Annotated in this window: 16 protein-coding genes; 5 read left to right on the forward strand and 11 right to left on the reverse strand. The window is 73.3% G+C overall.

Annotated elements, in window-relative coordinates; genetic code table 11:
* Positions 1-30 precede the first annotated feature (30 nt).
* Complete coding sequence (locus M3673_RS08815) at positions 31-1,044, forward strand: cyanophycinase (protein ID WP_056904015.1); 1,014 nt, start codon at positions 31-33, stop codon at positions 1,042-1,044.
* Positions 1,041-3,809 (forward strand): cyanophycin synthetase, encoded by a 2,769-nt coding sequence (gene cphA, locus M3673_RS08820; RefSeq protein WP_056904014.1) that lies wholly within the window; start codon positions 1,041-1,043, stop codon positions 3,807-3,809. Before M3673_RS08815 ends, cphA begins: the two co-directional genes overlap by 4 nt.
* On the opposite strand, the gene M3673_RS08825 is transcribed toward cphA, so the two are convergent.
* From M3673_RS08825 to M3673_RS08850, 6 genes are all read right to left on the reverse strand, one after another.
* A complete protein-coding gene (locus M3673_RS08825; protein ID WP_251533065.1) occupies positions 3,788-4,621 on the reverse strand; it encodes a phosphotransferase in 834 nt (277 codons plus the stop codon). The two genes, cphA and M3673_RS08825, sit on opposite strands and share 22 nt — an antisense overlap.
* 35 nt (positions 4,622-4,656) lie before the next feature.
* Positions 4,657-6,309 (reverse strand): fatty acid--CoA ligase, encoded by a 1,653-nt coding sequence (locus tag M3673_RS08830; RefSeq protein WP_193660897.1) that lies wholly within the window; start codon positions 6,307-6,309, stop codon positions 4,657-4,659.
* A 57-nt stretch (positions 6,310-6,366) separates the two neighbouring features.
* On the reverse strand, positions 6,367-8,073 hold the full coding sequence (locus M3673_RS08835; protein WP_251533068.1) for a Mur ligase family protein: 1,707 nt from the start codon (positions 8,071-8,073) through the stop codon (positions 6,367-6,369).
* Positions 8,074-8,100: 27 nt separating this feature from the next.
* Positions 8,101-8,871, reverse strand: a complete 771-nt coding sequence (fabI, locus tag M3673_RS08840; RefSeq protein WP_193660898.1) for an enoyl-ACP reductase FabI — start codon at positions 8,869-8,871, stop codon at positions 8,101-8,103.
* Positions 8,872-8,982: 111 nt separating this feature from the next.
* Complete coding sequence (gene fabG, locus M3673_RS08845; protein WP_227488487.1) at positions 8,983-9,672, reverse strand: 3-oxoacyl-ACP reductase FabG; 690 nt, start codon at positions 9,670-9,672, stop codon at positions 8,983-8,985.
* Between the two features lie 165 nt (positions 9,673-9,837).
* Positions 9,838-10,050 carry a dodecin gene (locus M3673_RS08850; RefSeq protein WP_056864366.1) on the reverse strand — a complete coding sequence of 71 codons (213 nt, stop codon included), beginning with the start codon at positions 10,048-10,050 and terminating at the stop codon, positions 9,838-9,840.
* 157 nt (positions 10,051-10,207) lie between these two features.
* On the opposite strand from M3673_RS08850, the gene M3673_RS08855 reads away from it, so the two are divergent.
* Both M3673_RS08855 and M3673_RS08860 read left to right on the forward strand, forming a co-directional pair.
* Positions 10,208-10,528, forward strand: a complete 321-nt coding sequence (locus M3673_RS08855; protein WP_056904009.1) for a DUF3099 domain-containing protein — start codon at positions 10,208-10,210, stop codon at positions 10,526-10,528.
* On the forward strand, positions 10,528-10,731 hold the full coding sequence (locus M3673_RS08860) for a hypothetical protein (RefSeq protein ID WP_056864364.1): 204 nt from the start codon (positions 10,528-10,530) through the stop codon (positions 10,729-10,731). The genes M3673_RS08855 and M3673_RS08860 overlap by 1 nt, the downstream gene beginning before the upstream one ends.
* A 67-nt stretch (positions 10,732-10,798) precedes the next feature.
* On the opposite strand, the gene moaA is transcribed toward M3673_RS08860, so the two are convergent.
* Positions 10,799-11,797 carry a GTP 3',8-cyclase MoaA gene (moaA, locus tag M3673_RS08865; RefSeq protein WP_193660901.1) on the reverse strand — a complete coding sequence of 333 codons (999 nt, stop codon included), beginning with the start codon at positions 11,795-11,797 and terminating at the stop codon, positions 10,799-10,801.
* 91 nt (positions 11,798-11,888) lie between these two features.
* Between moaA and M3673_RS08870 the strand changes: the two genes are divergently transcribed.
* Positions 11,889-12,758: an SURF1 family protein gene (locus M3673_RS08870; protein WP_193660902.1), complete on the forward strand. Its 870-nt coding sequence runs from the start codon at positions 11,889-11,891 to the stop codon at positions 12,756-12,758.
* A gap of 38 nt (positions 12,759-12,796) precedes the next feature.
* Here M3673_RS08870 and M3673_RS08875 read toward each other — a convergent pair whose 3' ends face one another.
* The 4 genes from M3673_RS08875 to M3673_RS08890 are packed head-to-tail and all read right to left on the reverse strand — an operon-like array spanning position 12,797 to position 17,969.
* On the reverse strand, positions 12,797-13,573 hold the full coding sequence (locus tag M3673_RS08875; protein ID WP_251533070.1) for an SDR family oxidoreductase: 777 nt from the start codon (positions 13,571-13,573) through the stop codon (positions 12,797-12,799).
* Between the two features lie 2 nt (positions 13,574-13,575).
* Positions 13,576-15,456 (reverse strand): ABC transporter ATP-binding protein, encoded by a 1,881-nt coding sequence (locus M3673_RS08880; protein ID WP_193660904.1) that lies wholly within the window; start codon positions 15,454-15,456, stop codon positions 13,576-13,578.
* Positions 15,457-15,506: 50 nt separating this feature from the next.
* Entirely contained in the window at positions 15,507-16,322 is an 816-nt protein-coding gene (locus tag M3673_RS08885) for an enoyl-CoA hydratase/isomerase family protein (RefSeq protein ID WP_251533072.1), read from the reverse strand.
* A gap of 48 nt (positions 16,323-16,370) precedes the next feature.
* Positions 16,371-17,969: an ABC-F family ATP-binding cassette domain-containing protein gene (locus M3673_RS08890; protein WP_251533074.1), complete on the reverse strand. Its 1,599-nt coding sequence runs from the start codon at positions 17,967-17,969 to the stop codon at positions 16,371-16,373.
* Positions 17,970-17,988: the final 19 nt, after the last annotated feature.

Consider the following 17,988-nt stretch of genomic DNA (forward strand, 5'->3'; position numbering starts at 1 on the left):
CTCAACACCGCATGCCCTAGCGTTGCGCCCATGCCCCGTGGACCCCTGATGATCATCGGCGGTGCCGAGGACAAGCTGCGTCGCCGCACCATCCTGCGCGAGTTCGTGGCCGCCGCCGGCGGGCCCGAGGCGCGGATCGCGGTGATCCCGACCGCCTCCTCGCTGGGCCCGGAGGTCGTCGAGGTCTACGACGCGCTGTTCCGCCGCGAGGGCGCCGCCGAGGTCGTCACGGTGCGACCGGAGTCGCGCGAGGAGGCCCAGGACCCCGACCTGGTCGAGGCGCTGGGCAAGGCCACCGGCATCTTCATGACCGGCGGCAACCAGCTCAAGCTGTCCTCCATGGTCTGCGGCACCCCGGTGGGCGACGCCATCGTCGCCGCGCACCGGGCCGGCACCGTGGTGGCCGGCACCTCGGCCGGCGCCAGCATCCAGTCGAGCCACATGGTGGCCTTCGGCGTGGGCGGCACGACGCCCAAGCAGCGGATGACGCAGGTCGCGGCGGGCCTGGGCCTGCTCCAGTCGGTGGTGATCGACCAGCACTTCGAGCAGCGCAGCCGCTACGGCCGCCTGCTGATGATCGTGGCGCAGTCGCCCCAGCTGCTGGGCATCGGCGTCGACGAGGACACCGCGGCCGTCGTCGAGCACGAGGTCGACGAGGCCACGGGCACCGACCGCGACGTGCTGCGGGTGCTGGGGCGCGGCGCCGTCACCGTGATGGACGGCTCCCACATCGTCACCAACGCCTACGAGGCCAAGCGCTCGGCGCCGCTGCTGGCCAGCGGCGTCGTGCTGCACGTGCTGCCGGAGGGTGCGGCGTTCGACCTCACCGCCCGCGCCCTCGTGCCCCCGCGCGCCAGTGTCGACCCCTCCGAGGAGGCCGAGCTGGTCGAGGCCGGCAAGGACCTGCGCCAGATGGCGCGCGACATCGCCGCCGGCGACGCCTCCCCCTCCACCCTCAAGCGCCGCCAGGCGCGCGAGGCCAAGAAGTCCAAGAAGTCGACCGACCACGCATCGGACCGCAGCCAGGACGGAGCACCCTCATGACCGAACGCCCCACGCCCGATCTCTCGATCCTCGAGACGCGGGTCTACCGCGGCGCCAACGTCTGGTCCTACGACCGGGCGATCCACCTCGTGGTCGACCTCGGGGTGCTCGAGAAGTTCCCCACCAACACCGTGCCGGGGTTCACCGAGACGCTGCTGCAGATGCTGCCCGGGCTGCGCGAGCACTCCTGCTCCCGCGGTCGCCGCGGCGGCTTCGTCGAACGGCTCCACGAGGGCACCTGGCTGGGCCACGTCGCCGAGCACTGCGCCCTGGCGCTGCAGCAGGTCGTCGGCCACGACGTACGCCGCGGCAAGACCCGGATGGTCAAGGGACGCCCGGGCGTCTACAACGTCGTCTACGGCTACATCGACGAGCAGGTCGGCCTGGCCGCGGGGCGTCTCGCGGTGCGGCTGGTCAACCACCTGGTCGAGGCCGACCCCGAGTTCGACTGGGACACCTCCCTGGAGGAGTTCATCCGGCGTGCGCAGCGCACCGCGTTCGGGCCGTCGACCCAGGCCATCCTCGACGAGGCCGTCTCCCGCGACATCCCGTGGATCCGGCTCAACCAGTACTCGCTGGTGCAGCTGGGCCAGGGCGTCCACGCCAAGCGGATCCGCGCCACGATGACCTCGGCGACCTCGGCGATCGCCGTCGACATCGCCAGCGACAAGGACCTCACCACCACGCTGCTGGGGGCGGCCGGCCTGCCGGTGCCCAAGCAGGAGTCGGTGCGCACCGTCGAGCAGTGCGTGCGCGCGGCCCAGCGCATCGGCTACCCCGTCGTGGTCAAGCCGCTCGACGGCAACCACGGCCGGGGCGTCTGCCTCGACCTGCAGGACGAGGCGGAGGTGCGCGAGGCCTACGAGGTCGCGCGCGCCGAGTCGCGCCGCGGGGTGCTCATCGTGGAGTCGCTCATCACCGGCAAGGACTACCGCTGCCTCATCATCGACGGCAAGGTCGCGGCCATCGCCGAGCGGGTGCCGGCCTCGGTCACCGGTGACGGCACCTCCAGCGTCGAGCAGCTCGTCGACGACGCCAACGCCGATCCCCGCCGCGGCGTGGGACACGAGAAGGTGCTCACCCGGATCAAGGTCGACGCCGCCGCGGTCGAGCTGGTGCGCGAGCAGGGCTTCGAGATGTCCGACGTGCCTCCTGCCGGCACCATGGTCAAGCTCGCGCTCACCGGCAACATGTCCACCGGCGGCATCTCGATCGACCGCACCTTCGAGGCCCACCCGGAGAACGTCGAGATCGCCGAGGAGGCCGCCCGCATGGTCGGCCTCGACATCGCGGGCATCGACTTCATCTGCCCCGACATCACCGAGCCGGTGCGCGAGACCGGCGGCGCGATCTGCGAGGTCAACGCCGCTCCCGGCTTCCGGATGCACACCCACCCGACCATCGGGGAGCCGCAGTTCATCGCCAAGCCGGTGGTCGACATGCTCTTCCCGCCGGGCGCCCAGTCGCGGATCCCGATCGTGGCCGTCACCGGCACCAACGGCAAGACGACCACCTCGCGGATGATCAGCCACATCTTCAAGGGCATGGGCCGCAAGGTCGGCATGACCTCCACCGACGGCGTCGTCATCGACGAGCGGCTGCTCATCCGCTCCGACGCCTCCGGACCGCGCTCGGCCCGGATGGTCCTGCAGAACCCCCGCGTCGACTTCGCGGTCTTCGAGGTGGCCCGCGGCGGCATCCTGCGCGAGGGTCTGGGCTACGAGCGCAACGACGTCGCGGTCGTCCTCAACGTGCAGCCCGACCACCTCGGCCTGCGCGGCATCGACACCGTCGAGCAGCTCGCCGACGTCAAGGCGGTCCTCGTGGAGGCCGTGCCCCGCGACGGTCACGCGGTGCTCAACGCCGACGACCCGCTGGTGCGCGACATGCGCCGGCGCTGCTCGGGCCAGGTCGTGTGGATCTCCATGGAGGAACCCGGCAGCGAGGTGCGCGACATGATCGACGCCCACTGCCGCCGTGGCGGCAAGGCGCTGGTGCTCAACAGCTCCGAGCGCGGCGAGATGATCGTGGTCAAGCACGGCCCGCGCGAGATGCAGCTGGCCTGGACGCACCTGCTGCCGGCGACCTTCAACGGCCGCGCGCGCATGAACGTGCAGAACGTGCTGGCCGCCGCGGCCGCGGCCTTCGCCGCCGGCGCTCCCCTGCACGACATCCGCCAGGGCCTGCGCACCTTCTCCACCAACTACTACCTCTCCCCCGGGCGGCTCAACGAGGTCGAGGTCAACGGCGTCAACGTCATCGTCGACTACTGCCACAACGCTCCCGGCATGCGTGCGCTCGGCGACTTCGTGGACCGTGTCGGCGACTCGATGGCCGGCTCGCACGAGCTGGCCCGTCCCTCGCGGATCGGCGTCATCGCCACCGCCGGCGACCGCCGCGACCAGGACATGCGCGAGCTCGGCGAGATCGCGGCCCAGCACTTCGACGTCGTCATCGTGCGTGAGGACGCCCAGCTGCGCGGGCGCGAGCGCGGCGACGTGTCGGCCCTGGTGACCGAGGGCGTCCGCTCGGCGATGGCCGAGGGCAGCCGCTGCAAGCAGGTCGAGGTGGTGCTCGACGAGATCGAGGCGGTGCGCCACGCGATGAGCCGGGCCAACCGTGGCGACCTGGTCGTCATCTGCGTCGACAAGCACGGTGAGGTGATGACCGAGCTGGAGAACTGGTCGCCCCACGCCCAGGCCGGCTCCGGGGTCTCCGCCGACGCCCCGGCCGCCGACCCCGACTACGTGCCCAGCGAGGCCTGAGGCCCGGCCACCGGGCGCCCGGTGGCCCCGGCAGCGGCGAGCACCGGCGCGAGGTCGGCCTCGAGCCTGCCGCGCAGCCCCTCGTCGGGCTGGTCGTCGGGCTGGTCGTCGAGCAGCACGGCGGCCAGCACCTGGAGGGTGCGCAGGTCGCGGCACTCCTGCAGCCGTGTGACGTCGAGGTGGCCGGGGTAGGCCCGACGGGTCCGCTCGTCGTGGGTGCGCGAGGCCAGGTCCCACTCGACGGGACCCGCGCAGACGTCCTCGAGGTCGGTCCACCGCGGCCCGTCGACGGTCGGCAGCAGGTTGCCGGCGTGGGCGTCACCGTGGAGCGGGCGCCGGGGCCAGGTCAGCGCCCGGGGCAGGAGCACGGCGGCGGCGCCGTGGAGCACCGGGTCGTCGCTGACGCGCAGGGCCGCGTCGACGTCGGCGAGCGGGCCCGCGAGGGGCGGCAGCGGCACGGGACAGTCGGCCAGCGCCCGGTGCAGCGCGTGCAGGCTCAGCGCCACCTCCTGCGGCGCCACGGTGCCCGGCACCACCTCCACCCAGGACCACAGCGACACCTCGAGGCCGTCGACCTCGTGCGGTCCCGGGTCGTGCCACGGCGGCACCACGACGTCGGTGCGCCGCGCGGCGTACGCCGCCACCGCGACCTCGCGCTCCATCCACGGGCGCGGGTCGCCCCGCAGCACCCGCCCCCGCGTGACGACGCGCGTCAGCACGGGAGCGGGCCGCAGGTGCACCCGCACGCTGTAGCCGTCGGACACCACGACGGGGTCGTCGGCGGGCAGCCCGAGCCGGCGGGCGCAGGCCACCGAGGCCGCGACCGCCTCCGCGGTGGTGGGGATCCTCAGCGGTCGACCTCGAGCTCCCCGTCGGCGTACCGGCGGCGCAGCACCTTCTTGTCGAACTTGCCGACCGAGGTGCGCGGCACCTGGTCGATGAAGGCCCAGGCGTCGGGCAGCTGCCACTTGGCGAAGTCGGCCGACAGGAACTCCCGCAGCTCGGCCGGCGTCACCGTGGCCCCCTCGCGCACGACGACCGAGGCGAGCGGTCGCTCCTGCCACTTCTCGTCGGGGATGCCGACCACCGCGGCCTCGACCACGGCGTCGTGGGCCATCAGGGCGTTCTCCAGGTCGACCGAGCTGATCCACTCGCCTCCGGACTTGATGACGTCCTTCGCGCGGTCGGAGAGGGCGATGTAGCCGAGGCCGTCGATCGTGCCGACGTCTCCGGTGCGCAGCCAGCCGGCGTCGAACTTCCCGGCCGCGTCGGCCTGCTCGTCGGTCTCGGGCCGGTAGTAGGCACCGGTGACCCACGGCCCGCGCACCTGCAGCTCGCCGACGGCCTCGCCGTCGTGGGGCAGGACCGTGCCGTCGTCGGCGACGATGCGCCCCTCGACGCCGCAGAGCAGGCGGCCCTGGGTGCCGCGGTAGGCCCAGGCCCGCTCCTCGTCGACGCCGAGCGGCGGGATGCCGGCCGAGGCCACGGGCGAGGTCTCCGTCATGCCCCAGGCCTGGCGCACGAGCAGCCCGTGGCGCTCCTGCAGGGCGCGCTGCAGCGAGACCGGCACCGCCGAGCCCCCGCAGAGGATGAGCCGCAGCGAGTCGAGGCGCACGTCGTCGTGGCGGTCGAGGTGGCCCAGCACGTCGTTCCAGACCGTCGGCACCGCGCCGGAGACCGTCGGCCGGCTCTCGCGGATGAAGCGCACCAGCGGCTCGGCCTGGAGCCAGCGGTCGGGCATGCACAGCGACGCCCCGGCCATCAGGGCGGAGTAGGCCAGGCCCCAGGCGTTGGCGTGGAACATCGGCACGATGGGCAGCACCCGGTCCTCGAAGGACAGCCCCGCGGCGTTGCCGGTGTTGACCGCCTGGGAGTGCAGCCACGCGGAGCGGTGGCTGTAGACGACGCCCTTGGGGTTGCCGGTGGTGCCCGAGGTGTAGCACATGGCCGCGGCCTCGCGCTCGTCGATCTCGGGCCAGTCGAACGCGGCCGGCTGCGCGGCGAGGAGGTCGTCGTAGAGGTGCACCTCGGCCCCGCCCGCCCCGAGCGAGGCGAGGTCGGCCGAGGCGGCCTCGGGGCCGGCCACGAGCACGTGGCGCACCGTGGTCAGCTCCGCGACGTGCGGGGCGAGCAGACCGACGAGCGAGTCGTCGACGATGACCACCTGGTCCTCGGCGTGGTTGGCGACGTAGACCAGCTGCTCGGGGAAGAGACGGATGTTGAGGGTGTGCAGCACGGCCCCCATCGACGGCACCGCCAGGTAGGCCTCGAGGTGCTCGGCGTTGTTCCACTGGAAGGTGGCCACGCGCTGGTCGCCCTCGACACCGAGCGCGCGCAGCGCGTTGGCCAGCCGGCCCACCCGCTCACCGAGCTCGGCGTAGGTGCGGCGACGGGTGCCCCCGGCGGTGGCGGTCACCACCTCGGAGTCGGGGTGCACGGTGGTCGCGTGCCGCAGCACCGCGCCGATCGTGAGCTGGTCGTCCTGCATGGTGCTGCGCATGGAGTGCCTTCCGGTCGTGACGAGCTGTGGTCTCGGTCACGATCCTGCCACCGCGGGCTAGGAGGAAGGGAGAGCGGCCGCGCGCACCTTGGCGGCCAGCGTCCCGGCGGAGTCGGGCGTGCCGCCCTGCTCGGCGATCCAGGCGTAGACCTCCTCGCGCTCGGCGTGGCACATCAACCCCACGACGTCGCCGGGCAGCGCCTGCCCCACGAGGGCCGAGAGGCAGGCCACCTCGGTCGGGTACGCCGGCACCCCGGTGACCCCGACCCGCTCGGCCCCGCCGCGCATCAGGTCCTCCAGCTCGGCGGCCGTGCGCCCCCGGAAGTACTTCTCCTTGTGGCCGATGGCCACGACGTCGCTGTCGCGTGCGGCGATCTCACCCAGCTTCTCGATCAGCTCGTCGGTGCGGTCGCCCACGACGCCGAGGCCCAGCAGCAGCCGCGAGCCGGGCGCCCGCACGCCGTTCATGATCTCGAAGAGCGCCTCGAGGCCGGCCTCGTTGTGGGCCAGGTCGATGACGACCGAGACCTCGCCGACGCTGAAGAAGTTCATCCGCCCCGGGTTGTGCTCGGCGTCGGGGCGGAAGGTCCGCAGACCCTCCACCACCACGTCGCGGGGCACCCCCACGGCCAGGGCCGCCGAGGCCGCCGCGAGGGTGTTCTCGACGTTGAAGCGCGACAGGCCGGCCAGGGTCATCGGCACCTCGACCAGCTCCACGAGCGGGTCGGGGTCGGAGCTGGCGGTGAGCACGCAGACCCAGCCGTCGATGACGGTCGTGGCGCGCCCGCGCACCGACAGCACCTCGCGGATGGCCGGGGAGTCGGGGTCGCGGGAGAACACCCACGGCCGGGCCTTGATCTCGTGGCGCATGGCCAGCACCCGGGGGTCGTCGCCGTTGAGCACCGCCCAGCCGCTGCGCCGGGTGATGCGCGGCACCACGCCCTTGACCTCCGCGAGCTGGTCGAGGGTGTCGATGCCGTGGAGCCCGAGGTGGTCGGCCGAGACGTTGGTGACCACCGAGACGTCGTTGCGGGTCAGCCCGATGCCCTTGAGCAGGATCCCGCCGCGGGCGGTCTCGGTGACGGCGAGCTCGACCTGCTCGTGGGCCAGGATCCGACCGGCGCCGGAGGGGCCGGAGTAGTCGCCGGCCTCGACCAGCTCGCCGTCGATGTAGATGCCGTCGGTGTTGGACCAGCCGACCAGCTTGCCCCAGGTGCGGCCGATGTGGGCGACCATGCGCGAGGTCGTGGTCTTGCCGTTGGTGCCGGTGACGGCCACGACGGGGATCCGCGGCACGATCGTGTGCGGCGGGGCGCCGGCGGGGCTCGCGGCCACCTGCCGGGCCGCGGCGCTGACCGCCTCCTCCAGGTCGACGGTGGAGTCGGCGTCGGGCAGCGCGTCGAGCACCGCGGCGACGGCGCGGCCCATCTCCTGGGCCCGCTCGCGGTGGGCCCAGGGGTAGGCGACCACGATCCGCTCCGGGTCGCTGCTGGGCCGCACCCGCACCGCCAGGCGCGACGTGCCGCTCTCGACGGCGATCGCCCGCACCAGGCGGCCCACCGCCCGCAGGGCGAAGCGCTGCCGGAAGCCGGAGTGCGCCGAGCCCGGCCGGGCGTTGCGCAGGCCGATGCGCCGCGCGAAGCGGGCCGCGGTGGCGTCGGGCGCGGCCGAGAGGGCCGCGATGTCGAGGGTCAGCTTGATGGCCGCCCGGGGGAAGTAGAGGTTCGGTCCCTCCAGGACCCGGATCTCGACGAGGGAAGTCACCCGCGCGACGCTACCGGGTGGGCGGGCTCAGCCGCCCATCGCGTGGAAGCCGCCGTCGACGTGGACGATCTCGCCGGTCGTCGCGGGGAAGAAGTCCGACAGCAGGGCCACCACGGCCTTGGCGGTGGGCTCCTGGTCGGTGTTGTCCCAGCCCAGCGGCGCCTTGGTCGACCACATCTGGTCGAGGTCCTCGAAGCCGGGGATGGCCTTGGCGGCGAGCGTCTTCAGCGGTCCGGCGGCCACCAGGTTGACCCGGATGCCCTCCGGGCCCAGGTCGCGGGCCAGGTAGCGCGAGCAGGACTCCAGCGCCGCCTTCGCCACGCCCATCCAGTCGTAGGCCGGCCAGGCCACCGTGGCGTCGAAGGTGAGCCCGACGACCGAGCCGCCTCCGCCCATCAGCGGCCGGCACGCGTCGGTGAGCGACTTCAGGGAGTAGGCGGAGACCTGCACGGCCTGCGACACGTCCTCCCAGGGGCCCGACATGAACTTCCCGCCGAGCAGCGTCTCGGGGTTGCCGTAGGCGATGGAGTGCACGACGCCGTCGAGGCCGTCGACGTGCTCGCCGACCAGCTCGGGCAGGCGGGCCAGGTGGTCGGGGTCGGTGACGTCGAGCTCGAGGACCGGCGGCTCCACCGGGAGCCGCTTGGCGATGCGCTTGGTGATGTTGAGCGCGCGCCCGAAGTTGGAGATGAGCACGGTGGCGCCCTGCTCCTGGGCGACCTTGGCGGTGGCGAAGCCGATGGAGGAGTCCATCGTCACCCCGGCCACCAGGATCCGCTTGCCGTCGAGAATGCCCATCGTGTGCTCCTTGTGGTCCGGTGCGCCGCGGCCGTGGGGGCCGCGCGCTGCTGGTCTGCTGGGGGGTGCCGGGACGCCGGCGGGGGCGCTGCTGGTGGGGCGGGGCGGGGGTCAGTGCCCCATGCCCAGGCCGCCGTCGACGGGGATCACCGCGCCGGTGACGTACGCCGCACCGGGCCCGGCCAGCCAGGTGACGGTCTGCGCGACCTCCTCGGCGGCGCCGAGGCGTCCGAGCGGGATGCGCGCCTTGTACTCCGCCTGCTGCTCCTCGGGGAGCGCCGCGGTCATGTCGGTCTCGATGAAGCCGGGCGCCACCACGTTGGTGGTGATCGAGCGCGACCCCAGCTCGCGGGCCAGCGACCGGGCCATGCCGACGAGGCCGGCCTTGGAGGCGGCGTAGTTGACCTGGCCGGGCGATCCCAGGAGGCCGACCACGGAGGAGATGAGGATGATCCGCCCGCGACGCAGGCGCAGCATGCCCTTGGCGGCGCGCTTGGCCAGGCGGAAGGAGCCGGTGAGGTTGGTGTCGATCACGCTCGACCAGTCGTCCTCCGACATCCGCAGCAGCAGGGTGTCGGCGGTGATGCCGGCGTTGGCCACCAGCACCTCCACGGGGCCGTGCGCGGCCTCGATCTCGGTGAACGCGGCGTCGACCGCTGCGGCGTCGGTGACGTCGCAGCGCACGTCGAGGGCGCCCTCGGGGGCGCCTCCGCTGCGGGTGGTGACCGCCACCTTGTCGCCCTGGGCCAGGAAGGCCTCGGCGATCGCACGGCCGATGCCGCGGTTGCCACCGGTCACCAGGACCGAGCGGGGCTCGCGGGCGGGCGGCGCGGTGGGGTCGCCGTGGGGGGCCGGGGCCGGTGTCGTTTCGCTCACGTCGCCCGACGCTAGCGATTACCGCGGGGTAGACCTACGCCGTGCGGAGCGGCGTGGGTCACCCGCGGGCCTGCTGCGGCCCGGGCCGGGTCACTCGTCCTCGAGGCGGAAGCCCACCTTCATGCCGACCTGGAAGTGCTCGACCTGGCCGTCCTTGACCTGTCCGCGCACCTGGGTCACCTCGAACCAGTCCAGGTGGCGCAGGGTCTTGCCGGCCCGCTCGACGCCGTTGCGGATGGCCGCGTCGATGCCCTCGGGCGAGGTGCCGACGATCTCGGTGACGCGGTAGGTGCGGTTGCTCATGGTGCCTCCGTGGGTGGTGTGCCGGACTGCGCGGGTCGGAGCCGGGCTCGGTGGTGGGGCCAGTGGCGGGACCGCAGCGGCGGGCCGGGCCGTGGGCCGATGCTAGGGCCTGCGCACCGGGTCGGGTGCTCACCCCTCCCGACGTACGATGGGAGTCATGGCCCGGGACCGCACACGCACCGACGACGCCGTCCGCATCACCACCGCCGCGGAGAGCCGCAACGCCGACATCGCGGTGCGCCAGAAGCGCTACCTGCTGTCGATGAGCCTGCGCTCGCTGTGCTTCGTGGGGGCCGTCATCGCCGGCCTGGCGGGGGCCGACTGGCTGTGGCCGTTCCTCATCGCCGGCGCCCTGATCCTGCCCTACCTCGCCGTGGTCATGGCCAACGCCACCGCCACCCGCTCCGACGGCTTCGCCCTGCGCGACACCGCCTACGGCGCCCCCGAGCTCGAGTCCGGCGCTCGCCGGCAGCTCTGATGGGCGGCCCGGACCCCGACACCTGCTCCGCCAAGGGGTGCCGGAGCACGGCGGCGTGGGCGCTGCTGTGGAACAACCCCAAGCTCCACACCGCCGAGCGCCGCAAGACGTGGCTGGCCTGCGACGAGCACCGCGGATCGCTGTCGGACTTCCTCGCCGCGCGGCAGTTCCTGCGCGACGTGGAGCCGCACCAGCCCGCCTGAGCCCGACCCGTCGCCACCCTGGGACGACCGGGGGCACCCCCGCGCTCGACGGGGCCCGGGCCCGGGCTCAGCCCCCGATGGCCGACATGGGGCGGTCGGGCTGCAGGAAGCTCTGGTCGTCGATGCCGTGGCCGGCGAGCTTGCCGCGCATGGCGATGACCCAGCGGTCGGCCAGCTCGCGGTCGGAGGCCCCCTCGCGCATCGCCAGGCGCAGGTCGGACTCCTCGCGGGCGAAGAGGCAGTTGCGCACCTGGCCGTCGGCGGTGAGACGCACCCGGTCGCAGTCGCCGCAGAACGGGCGGGTGACCGACGCGATGACCCCGACGGTGCCCGGTCCGCCGTCGACGGTGAAGAGCTCCGCGGGGGCGCTGCCACGCGGCTCGCTGGCCGGGGTCAGCGTGAAGGACCGCTCGAGGGCGGCGAAGATCTCGTCGGCGGTGATCATGCCCTCACGGGTCCAGCCGTGCTGGGCGTCGAGGGGCATCTGCTCGATGAAGCGCAGCTCGTAGCCGCGCTCGAGGCACCACGCGAGCAGCTCGGCGGCCTGGTCGTCGTTCTGGCCCCGCAGCAGGACGGCGTTGACCTTGACCGGTCCCAGGCCCGCCTGCTGGGCGGCGGCGAGGCCGGCGACGACGTCGTGGAACCGGTCGCGGCGGGTGATCTCGCGGAAGGTGTCGGCACGCACGGTGTCGAGGCTGACGTTGACGCGGTCGAGGCCGGCCTCGGCCAGCGCGGTGGCGTTGCGGGCCAGACCGAGCGCGTTGGTGGTGATGGAGATGCCGAGGTCGGGTCCCAGCGCGCGGGTGCGCCGCACGATGTCGACCAGGCCGCGACGCACCATCGGCTCGCCACCGGTGAAGCGCACCTCCTCGATGCCGAGGTGCTCCACGCCGATCCCGATCAGGCGCACGATCTCGTCGTCGGTGAGCAGCTTGTCGTTGCTCAGCCAGTCGAGACCCTCCTCCGGCATGCAGTAGGAGCAGCGCAGGTTGCACTTGTCGGTGAGCGAGACGCGCAGGTCGGTCGCGACGCGGCCGTACCGGTCCTCCAACAAGGTGAGTGCCATGCCTCCACCCTACGTGGGGCCTGTCACGCGGGCGGGGCGCACCGCCCCGCGGGGTGCCCGGCGGGGTGGAGCGGCCCGATAGCCTCGGGGTGTGCGCTCGCTCCGCTTCCTCCTCAGCCGACGGTGGGCCCTCTTCGCGCTGGCCATCGTCGTGGTCGCGACGGCGACGTGGTGGCTGGGTCAGTGGCAGTTCCACCGGCTCGACGACCGCAAGGAGAGCAACGCCGTGGTCCGGGCCAACGAGGACCAGGCCCCCGCACCGGTGGGCGAGGTGCTCGGCACCGACACCGAGGTCGGCGAGGCCGACGAGTGGCGCGTCGTGAGCGCCACCGGCACCTACGACACCGACGACACCGTCATCGTGCGCTACCGCACCCGCGACGGCGCCTCGGGCGTCGACGTCGTCGTGCCGCTGGTCACCGACTCGGGCACCTCGCTGCTGGTCGACCGCGGGTGGATGGCCACCGACGCGCGTGGCCTCGACACCGCCGACGTGCCCGACCCGCCCGCGGGTGAGGTGACGGTGACCGGCTACGTGCGCGCCGACGGCAGCGGCGACAGCACGGCGGTCGTCGACAACGCCACCCGGGCCGTCTCGGCCGAGGCGATCGGGCAGGCCCAGCAGCGCGAGGTCTACGACGGGTTCGTCGAGCTGCGCTCGGAGGACCCCGCCCCGGCCACCGCGCTGGAGCCGGTCGAGCTGCCCGAGCTCGACAACGGGCCCCACTTCTTCTACGGCCTGCAGTGGTGGTTCTTCGGGCTGCTGGCGATCTTCGGCTTCCTCTACCTCGCCTACGACGAGTGGCGCGGCGGGCGCAGCGGCGACCGGCCCGCGGCCGGAGGGCCGAAGCCCCCCAAGGTGCGCAAGGAGAAGCGCACCAACCACCCCTACGCCCGCATGCGCGCGGAGGCCGAGGCCCGCGAGGCCGCCGAGCGGGAGCGTCAGCGCGAGGACGCCTGAGCCGGTGGCTCGCCCCCGACCGGGGCGGCGAGGGCCGGTCAGAGGGTGCGGAGCAGGCCGCCGTCGACGGGCAGCATGACGCCGCTCACGTAGGAGGCGGCCGGTGAGAGCAGCCAGGCGGCGGCACGACCGAACTCCGCCGGGTCGCCCTGACGGCCCAGCGGGATCGACGCGATGGCGGCGGCGCGGGCACGGTCGGGGTCGCCGGTGGCGGCGTCGAGCTCGACGAGACGGTCGGTGGCGACCCGCCCCGGGAGCAGGCCGTTGACCCGCACCCCGCGCGGCCCGAGCTCGTCGGCCAACGTCTTGGCGACCATGGCGAGCCCCGGCCGCAGCCCGTTGGAGACCGCCATCGAGGCCAGCGGCTGACGCACGCTGCTGGAGAGCACCATGGCCAGGGCTCCCCCGGCCGGCAGGGCCACCCCGACCTCGCGCGCGAGCCGCACCGCGCCGAGGAACACCGAGGCGAAGGCGTCGGTCCACTGGGCGTCGTCGATGTCGGTCACCGCGCCCTTCGGCGGCCCGCCGACACTGATCAGCGCGCCGTCGACGCGGCCCCAGGCCGTGCGGGCCGCGTCGAGCAGCCGCGCCGGGGTGTCGGCGTCGGCGTTGTCGGCCGCGACCCCCACCACACGGTCCCGGATGCTCGCGTCGGCGTCGCGCCAGGCGGCCAGGGCGGCGTCGAGGGAGTCCTGGCTGCGGCCGGAGACCACGACCCGGGCGCCCTCGGCGAGCAGCACCTCCGCGGTGGCCCGACCCAGGCCGCGGGAGCCGCCCGTGACGAGGTGGACGGTGTCGCGCAGACCGAGGTCCATGGTCAGACTCCTGCGGTGTCGGAGGTGGTGTCGTCGACGAACTGGGTGCGGTAGAGGTCGGCGTAGAGCCCGCCCTCCGCCAGCAGCTCGTCGTGGGTGCCGCGGGCGACGATACGACCCTCGTGCAGCACCAGGATCAGGTCGGCCTGACGGATCGTCGAGAGCCGGTGGGCGATGACCAGGGACGTGCGCCCCTCGAGCGCGGCGTCGAGGGCGCGGTGCACGGCCGCCTCCGACTCGCTGTCGAGGTGGGCGGTCGCCTCGTCGAGCACCACCACCGACGGAGCCTTCAGCAGCAGCCGGGCGATGGCCAGGCGCTGCCGCTCCCCGCCGGAGAGGCGGTAGCCGCGGTCGCCGACCACGGTGTCGAGACCGTCGGGCAGCCGACGCACGAGCCCGGCGATCTGCGCGGCCTCGAGCGAGGCCCAGATGGCCTCGTCGTCGGCGTCGGGCCGGGCGTAGACCATGTTGGCCCGGATCGTCTCGTGGAAGAGGTGGGCGTCCTGGGTGACGTAGCCGACGACGTCCTCCAGCGACTGGAGGGTCACGTCGCGCACGTCGTGGCCGTCGACACGCACCGTGCCGGAGTCGACGTCGTAGAGGCGGGCCACGAGGTGGGTGACCGTGGTCTTGCCGGCGCCCGAGGGGCCGACGAGCGCGACCATCCGGCCGGGCTCGGCGGTGAAGCTGAGGTCGTGCAGCACCTGCACCGGGTCGTGCTCCTCGGTGCGGGAGACCGCCTCGAGGGAGCGCAGCGAGATGCGGTCGCCCCCGGGGTAGGTGAAGGAGACCCGGTCGAACTCGACCCGGGACGCCGTGGGCGGGAGCGCGACCGCTCCGGGCCGCTCCTCGATCAGCGACGGCAGGTCGAGCACCTCGAAAACACGCTCGAAGCTCACCAGCGCGGTCATGACGTCGATGCGCACGTTCGAGAGACCCTGGAGCGGCCCGAGCAGGCGCAGGAGCAGCGTGGCGAGGGCCAGGAGCGTGCCCACGGTGAGCTGGCTGCTGATGGCCAGCTGGCCGCCCACGCCGTAGACCAGGGCGGTGGCCAGCGCGGGCACGAGCATCATCGCCGCCCCGAAGATGCGGGTGATCAGCGAGATCCGCACCCCCAGGTCGCGCACGACGGCGGCCTTCTCGCCGAAGAGCTCGTCCTCCTCGCCGCGGCGCCCGAAGAGCTTGAGCAGCATCGCGCCGCTGACGTTGAAGCGCTCGGTCATCACGTTGCCGAGGCTGGCGTTGCCGTCCATCTGGCGTCGGGTCAGGCCGGCCAGCCGGCTGCTCACCCACCGCGACGCGGCGAAGAGCAGGGGGAACATGGCCAGGCACAGCAGCGTGACCTGCCAGCTGAGGGCGAGCATGGTGATGCCCACGACGACCACGGCGATGGAGTTGGACACCGTGCTCGACAGCGTCGAGGTGAAGGCGCGCTGGGCGCCGATCACGTCGTTGTTGAGCCGCGACACCAGGGCCCCGGTCTGGGTGCGGGTGAAGAAGGCCATCGACTGGCGCTGCACGTGGGCGAACACCTGGGTGCGCAGGTCGTAGATGAGGCCCTCGCCGATGCGCGAGGAGAGCCAGGCGCTGAGCACGCTCAGCACCGCGCTGAAGACGGCGAACCCGGCCATGGCCAGCGCCAGCACCGTCACCACCGAGCGGTCGTCGGCGAGGATGCCGTCGTCGACGATGCGCTGCACCAGCAGCGGGGTCACCACGACGGTGGCGGCGTCGATGACGGTGAAGAGCAGGAAGACGCCGATCAGGCGCCGGTGGGGACGCGCGAAGCCGAGCACGCGGCGCACCGTGCGTCCCTCGATGCGGTTGTCCATCACGCTGCGGTCAGCGCGCAGGTTGCGCCACGAGGCGCCTGCTCCCATCATCCCCGACACGCTCGCCTTCTCTCGTCTCCGTCAGGCCCCTGGGGCCCGGGTCAGGCCCCGGCCAGCGCCGCGAGCTCGCGGAACCGGCGACCCTGCGCCTCGCGCTCCAGACGACGCTGCTCCTCGAGCGGGGTGCTCGACGCCGAGAGCAGCAGGGCCTTGGTCTCGCGGACCGCCCCGCTCATCGGGGCGACCAGGGCGGCGACGAGGTGCGCGACCGTGTCGTCGAGCTGGTCGGTCGGCACGGCCGCCAGCGCGAGACCGATGCTGACGGCCTCCTCGGCCGGCACCACCCGGGCGGTCGCACAGATCTCCAGCGCCCTCGCGTAGCCAACCGCCTCGACCAGGGGTTTTGTTCCCGTGAGGTCCGGCACCAGGCCCAGGGCGGCCTCCTTCATGCACAGCTGGGCGTCGTCGCCGAGCACGCGCAGGTCGCAGGAGAGGGCGAGCTGGAAGCCGGCACCGATGGCGTGGCCCTGCACCGCCGCGACCGAGACCCAGCGCGGGTCGCGCAGCCAGGTGAAGCCGCGCTGGTAGTCGTCGATGGTCGCCGACATGCCCGCGTCGTCCATGGCCAGCAGGTCGACCACCGACTCCACGCCCGGCGCCGACCGCGTGGGGTCGAGCATCGAGCGGTCGAGGCCGGCGGAGAAGCTCGCGCCCGCACCGCGCAGCACCACGACGCGCACCTCGTCGTCGAGGGAGGCCCCGACCGCGGCCAGCGCCCGCCACGTCGTGGGCGTCTGCGCGTTGCGCGCCTCCGGCCGGTCGAGGGTCACCGTCACCACCGGTCCGGTGCGGTCGACCCGCAGGTGGGCCGCGGCGAGCAGGTCGGGGTCGAGCGGGACGACGGGGGCGGTGGTCATGACCGGAGTCTAGGAACCCCCGCCGACACCGCGTCGCCGGGCCGGAGGTCAGGCCAGCGACACCAGGTCGGCGTAGCCGTCGTTCCAGAGGTCCTCGTCGCCGTCGGGAAGCAGCAGCACGCGGTCGGGCTCCAGTGCGCGCACCGCGCCCTCGTCGTGGGTGACCAGGATGATCGCGCCCTCGTAGGTGCGGATCGCGGCCAGCACCTCCTCGCGGGAGGCCGGGTCGAGGTTGTTGGTGGGCTCGTCGAGCAGCAGCACGTTGGCGCTGGAGACGACGAGGCTCGCCAGCGCGAGCCGGGTCTTCTCCCCTCCCGAGAGCACCGCCGCGGGCTTGTTGGCGTCGTCGCCCGAGAACAGGAACGAGCCCAGCACGCTGCGGGCCTCGGTGTCGGTGAGCTGCGGGGCCGCGCTCTGCATGTTCTCCAGGACCGTGCGGCTGGTGTCGAGGGTCTCGTGCTCCTGGGCGTAGTAGCCCAGCTTGAGCCCGTGGCCCGGCACGACCTCGCCGGTGTCGGAGCGGTCGACGCCGGCCAGGATCCGCAGCATCGTGGTCTTGCCGGCGCCGTTGAGGCCGAGGATGACCACGCGCGATCCCTTGTCGATGGCCAGGTCGACGCCGGTGAAGACCTCCAGCGACCCGTAGGCCTTGGAGAGGTCCTGACCCGTCAGGGGGGTCTTGCCGCAGGCGGCCGGGGCGGGGAACTGGATGCGGGCCACCTTGTCGGCGGCGCGCTCGCCCTCGATGCCGGCCATCATCTTCTCGGCGCGCTTGAGCATCGACTGCGCGGCCTGGGCCTTGCTGGCCTTGGCCCGCATCTTGTTGGCCTGGTCGGTGAGGGTCTTGGCCTTGTTCTCGGCGTTCATCCGCTCGCGGCGCCGACGCTTCTCGTCGGTCTCGCGCTGGGTGAGGTAGTGGCGCCAGCCCATGTTGTAGACGTCGATGACGGCACGGTTGGCGTCGAGGTGCATGACCTTGTTGACGGTCTCCTCGAGCAGGGCGTTGTCGTGGCTGATCACGATGAAGCCGCCCTTGTGGGCCTTGAGGAAGTCACGCAGCCACACGATGGAGTCGGCGTCGAGGTGGTTGGTGGGCTCGTCGAGGATGAGCACCTCGGCGCCGGAGAAGAGGATGCGGGCCAGCTCGACGCGGCGGCGCTGACCGCCGGAGAGGGTCTTCAGCGGCTGGGTCATCAACCGCTCCTCGATGCCGAGGCTGGCGGCGATGGTGGCCGCCTCCGACTCGGCGGCGTAGCCGCCGCCGGCGTGCAGCTCGGCGTCGGCGCGGCTCCAGCGGCGCATCGCCTTGTCGGCCACGGCCGGGTCCTCGGAGGCCATCTGCTCCTCCGCGTCGCGCAGTCGCCGCACCACGTCGTCGAGTCCGCGGGCGCTGAGGATCCGGTCGCGCGCCATCACCTCGGGGTCGCCCGTGCGCGGGTCCTGGGGCAGGTAGCCGACGTCACCGGAGCTGGTGACGCTGCCGGCGGCCGGGAGCGCCTCGCCGGCGAGGATCTTGGTGAGCGTGGTCTTGCCGGCGCCGTTGCGACCGACCAGGCCGACCTTGTCGCCGGCGGCGACGCGGAAGCTCACGTCCTTCATGAGGAGCCGGGCTCCGGCGCGGACCTCGAGCTGGTGGGCGGTGATCATAGGGTCACCAGTCTAGGTC

The sequence above is a fragment of the Nocardioides sp. P86 genome, from assembly GCF_023712465.1.
GTDB classification, from domain to species: domain Bacteria; phylum Actinomycetota; class Actinomycetes; order Propionibacteriales; family Nocardioidaceae; genus Nocardioides; species Nocardioides kribbensis.

What these genes read in the sequence shown, in the direction of transcription:
- M3673_RS08860 (WP_056864364.1), top strand. Translation starts at nt 10,528, where the DNA reads ATGGGCGGCCCGGACCCCGACACCTGCTCCGCCAAGGGGTGCCGGAGC.
- M3673_RS08855 (WP_056904009.1), top strand. Translation starts at nt 10,208, where the DNA reads ATGGCCCGGGACCGCACACGCACCGACGACGCCGTCCGCATCACCACC.
- fabI (WP_193660898.1), bottom strand. Translation starts at nt 8,871, where the DNA reads ATGGGCATTCTCGACGGCAAGCGGATCCTGGTGGCCGGGGTGACGATG.
- M3673_RS08815 (WP_056904015.1), top strand. Translation starts at nt 31, where the DNA reads ATGCCCCGTGGACCCCTGATGATCATCGGCGGTGCCGAGGACAAGCTG.
- M3673_RS08850 (WP_056864366.1), bottom strand. Translation starts at nt 10,050, where the DNA reads ATGAGCAACCGCACCTACCGCGTCACCGAGATCGTCGGCACCTCGCCC.
- M3673_RS08830 (WP_193660897.1), bottom strand. Translation starts at nt 6,309, where the DNA reads ATGCGCAGCACCATGCAGGACGACCAGCTCACGATCGGCGCGGTGCTG.
- M3673_RS08880 (WP_193660904.1), bottom strand. Translation starts at nt 15,456, where the DNA reads ATGATGGGAGCAGGCGCCTCGTGGCGCAACCTGCGCGCTGACCGCAGC.
- M3673_RS08890 (WP_251533074.1), bottom strand. Translation starts at nt 17,969, where the DNA reads ATGATCACCGCCCACCAGCTCGAGGTCCGCGCCGGAGCCCGGCTCCTC.
- moaA (WP_193660901.1), bottom strand. Translation starts at nt 11,797, where the DNA reads ATGGCACTCACCTTGTTGGAGGACCGGTACGGCCGCGTCGCGACCGAC.
- cphA (WP_056904014.1), top strand. Translation starts at nt 1,041, where the DNA reads ATGACCGAACGCCCCACGCCCGATCTCTCGATCCTCGAGACGCGGGTC.
- M3673_RS08875 (WP_251533070.1), bottom strand. Translation starts at nt 13,573, where the DNA reads ATGGACCTCGGTCTGCGCGACACCGTCCACCTCGTCACGGGCGGCTCC.
- M3673_RS08885 (WP_251533072.1), bottom strand. Translation starts at nt 16,322, where the DNA reads ATGACCACCGCCCCCGTCGTCCCGCTCGACCCCGACCTGCTCGCCGCG.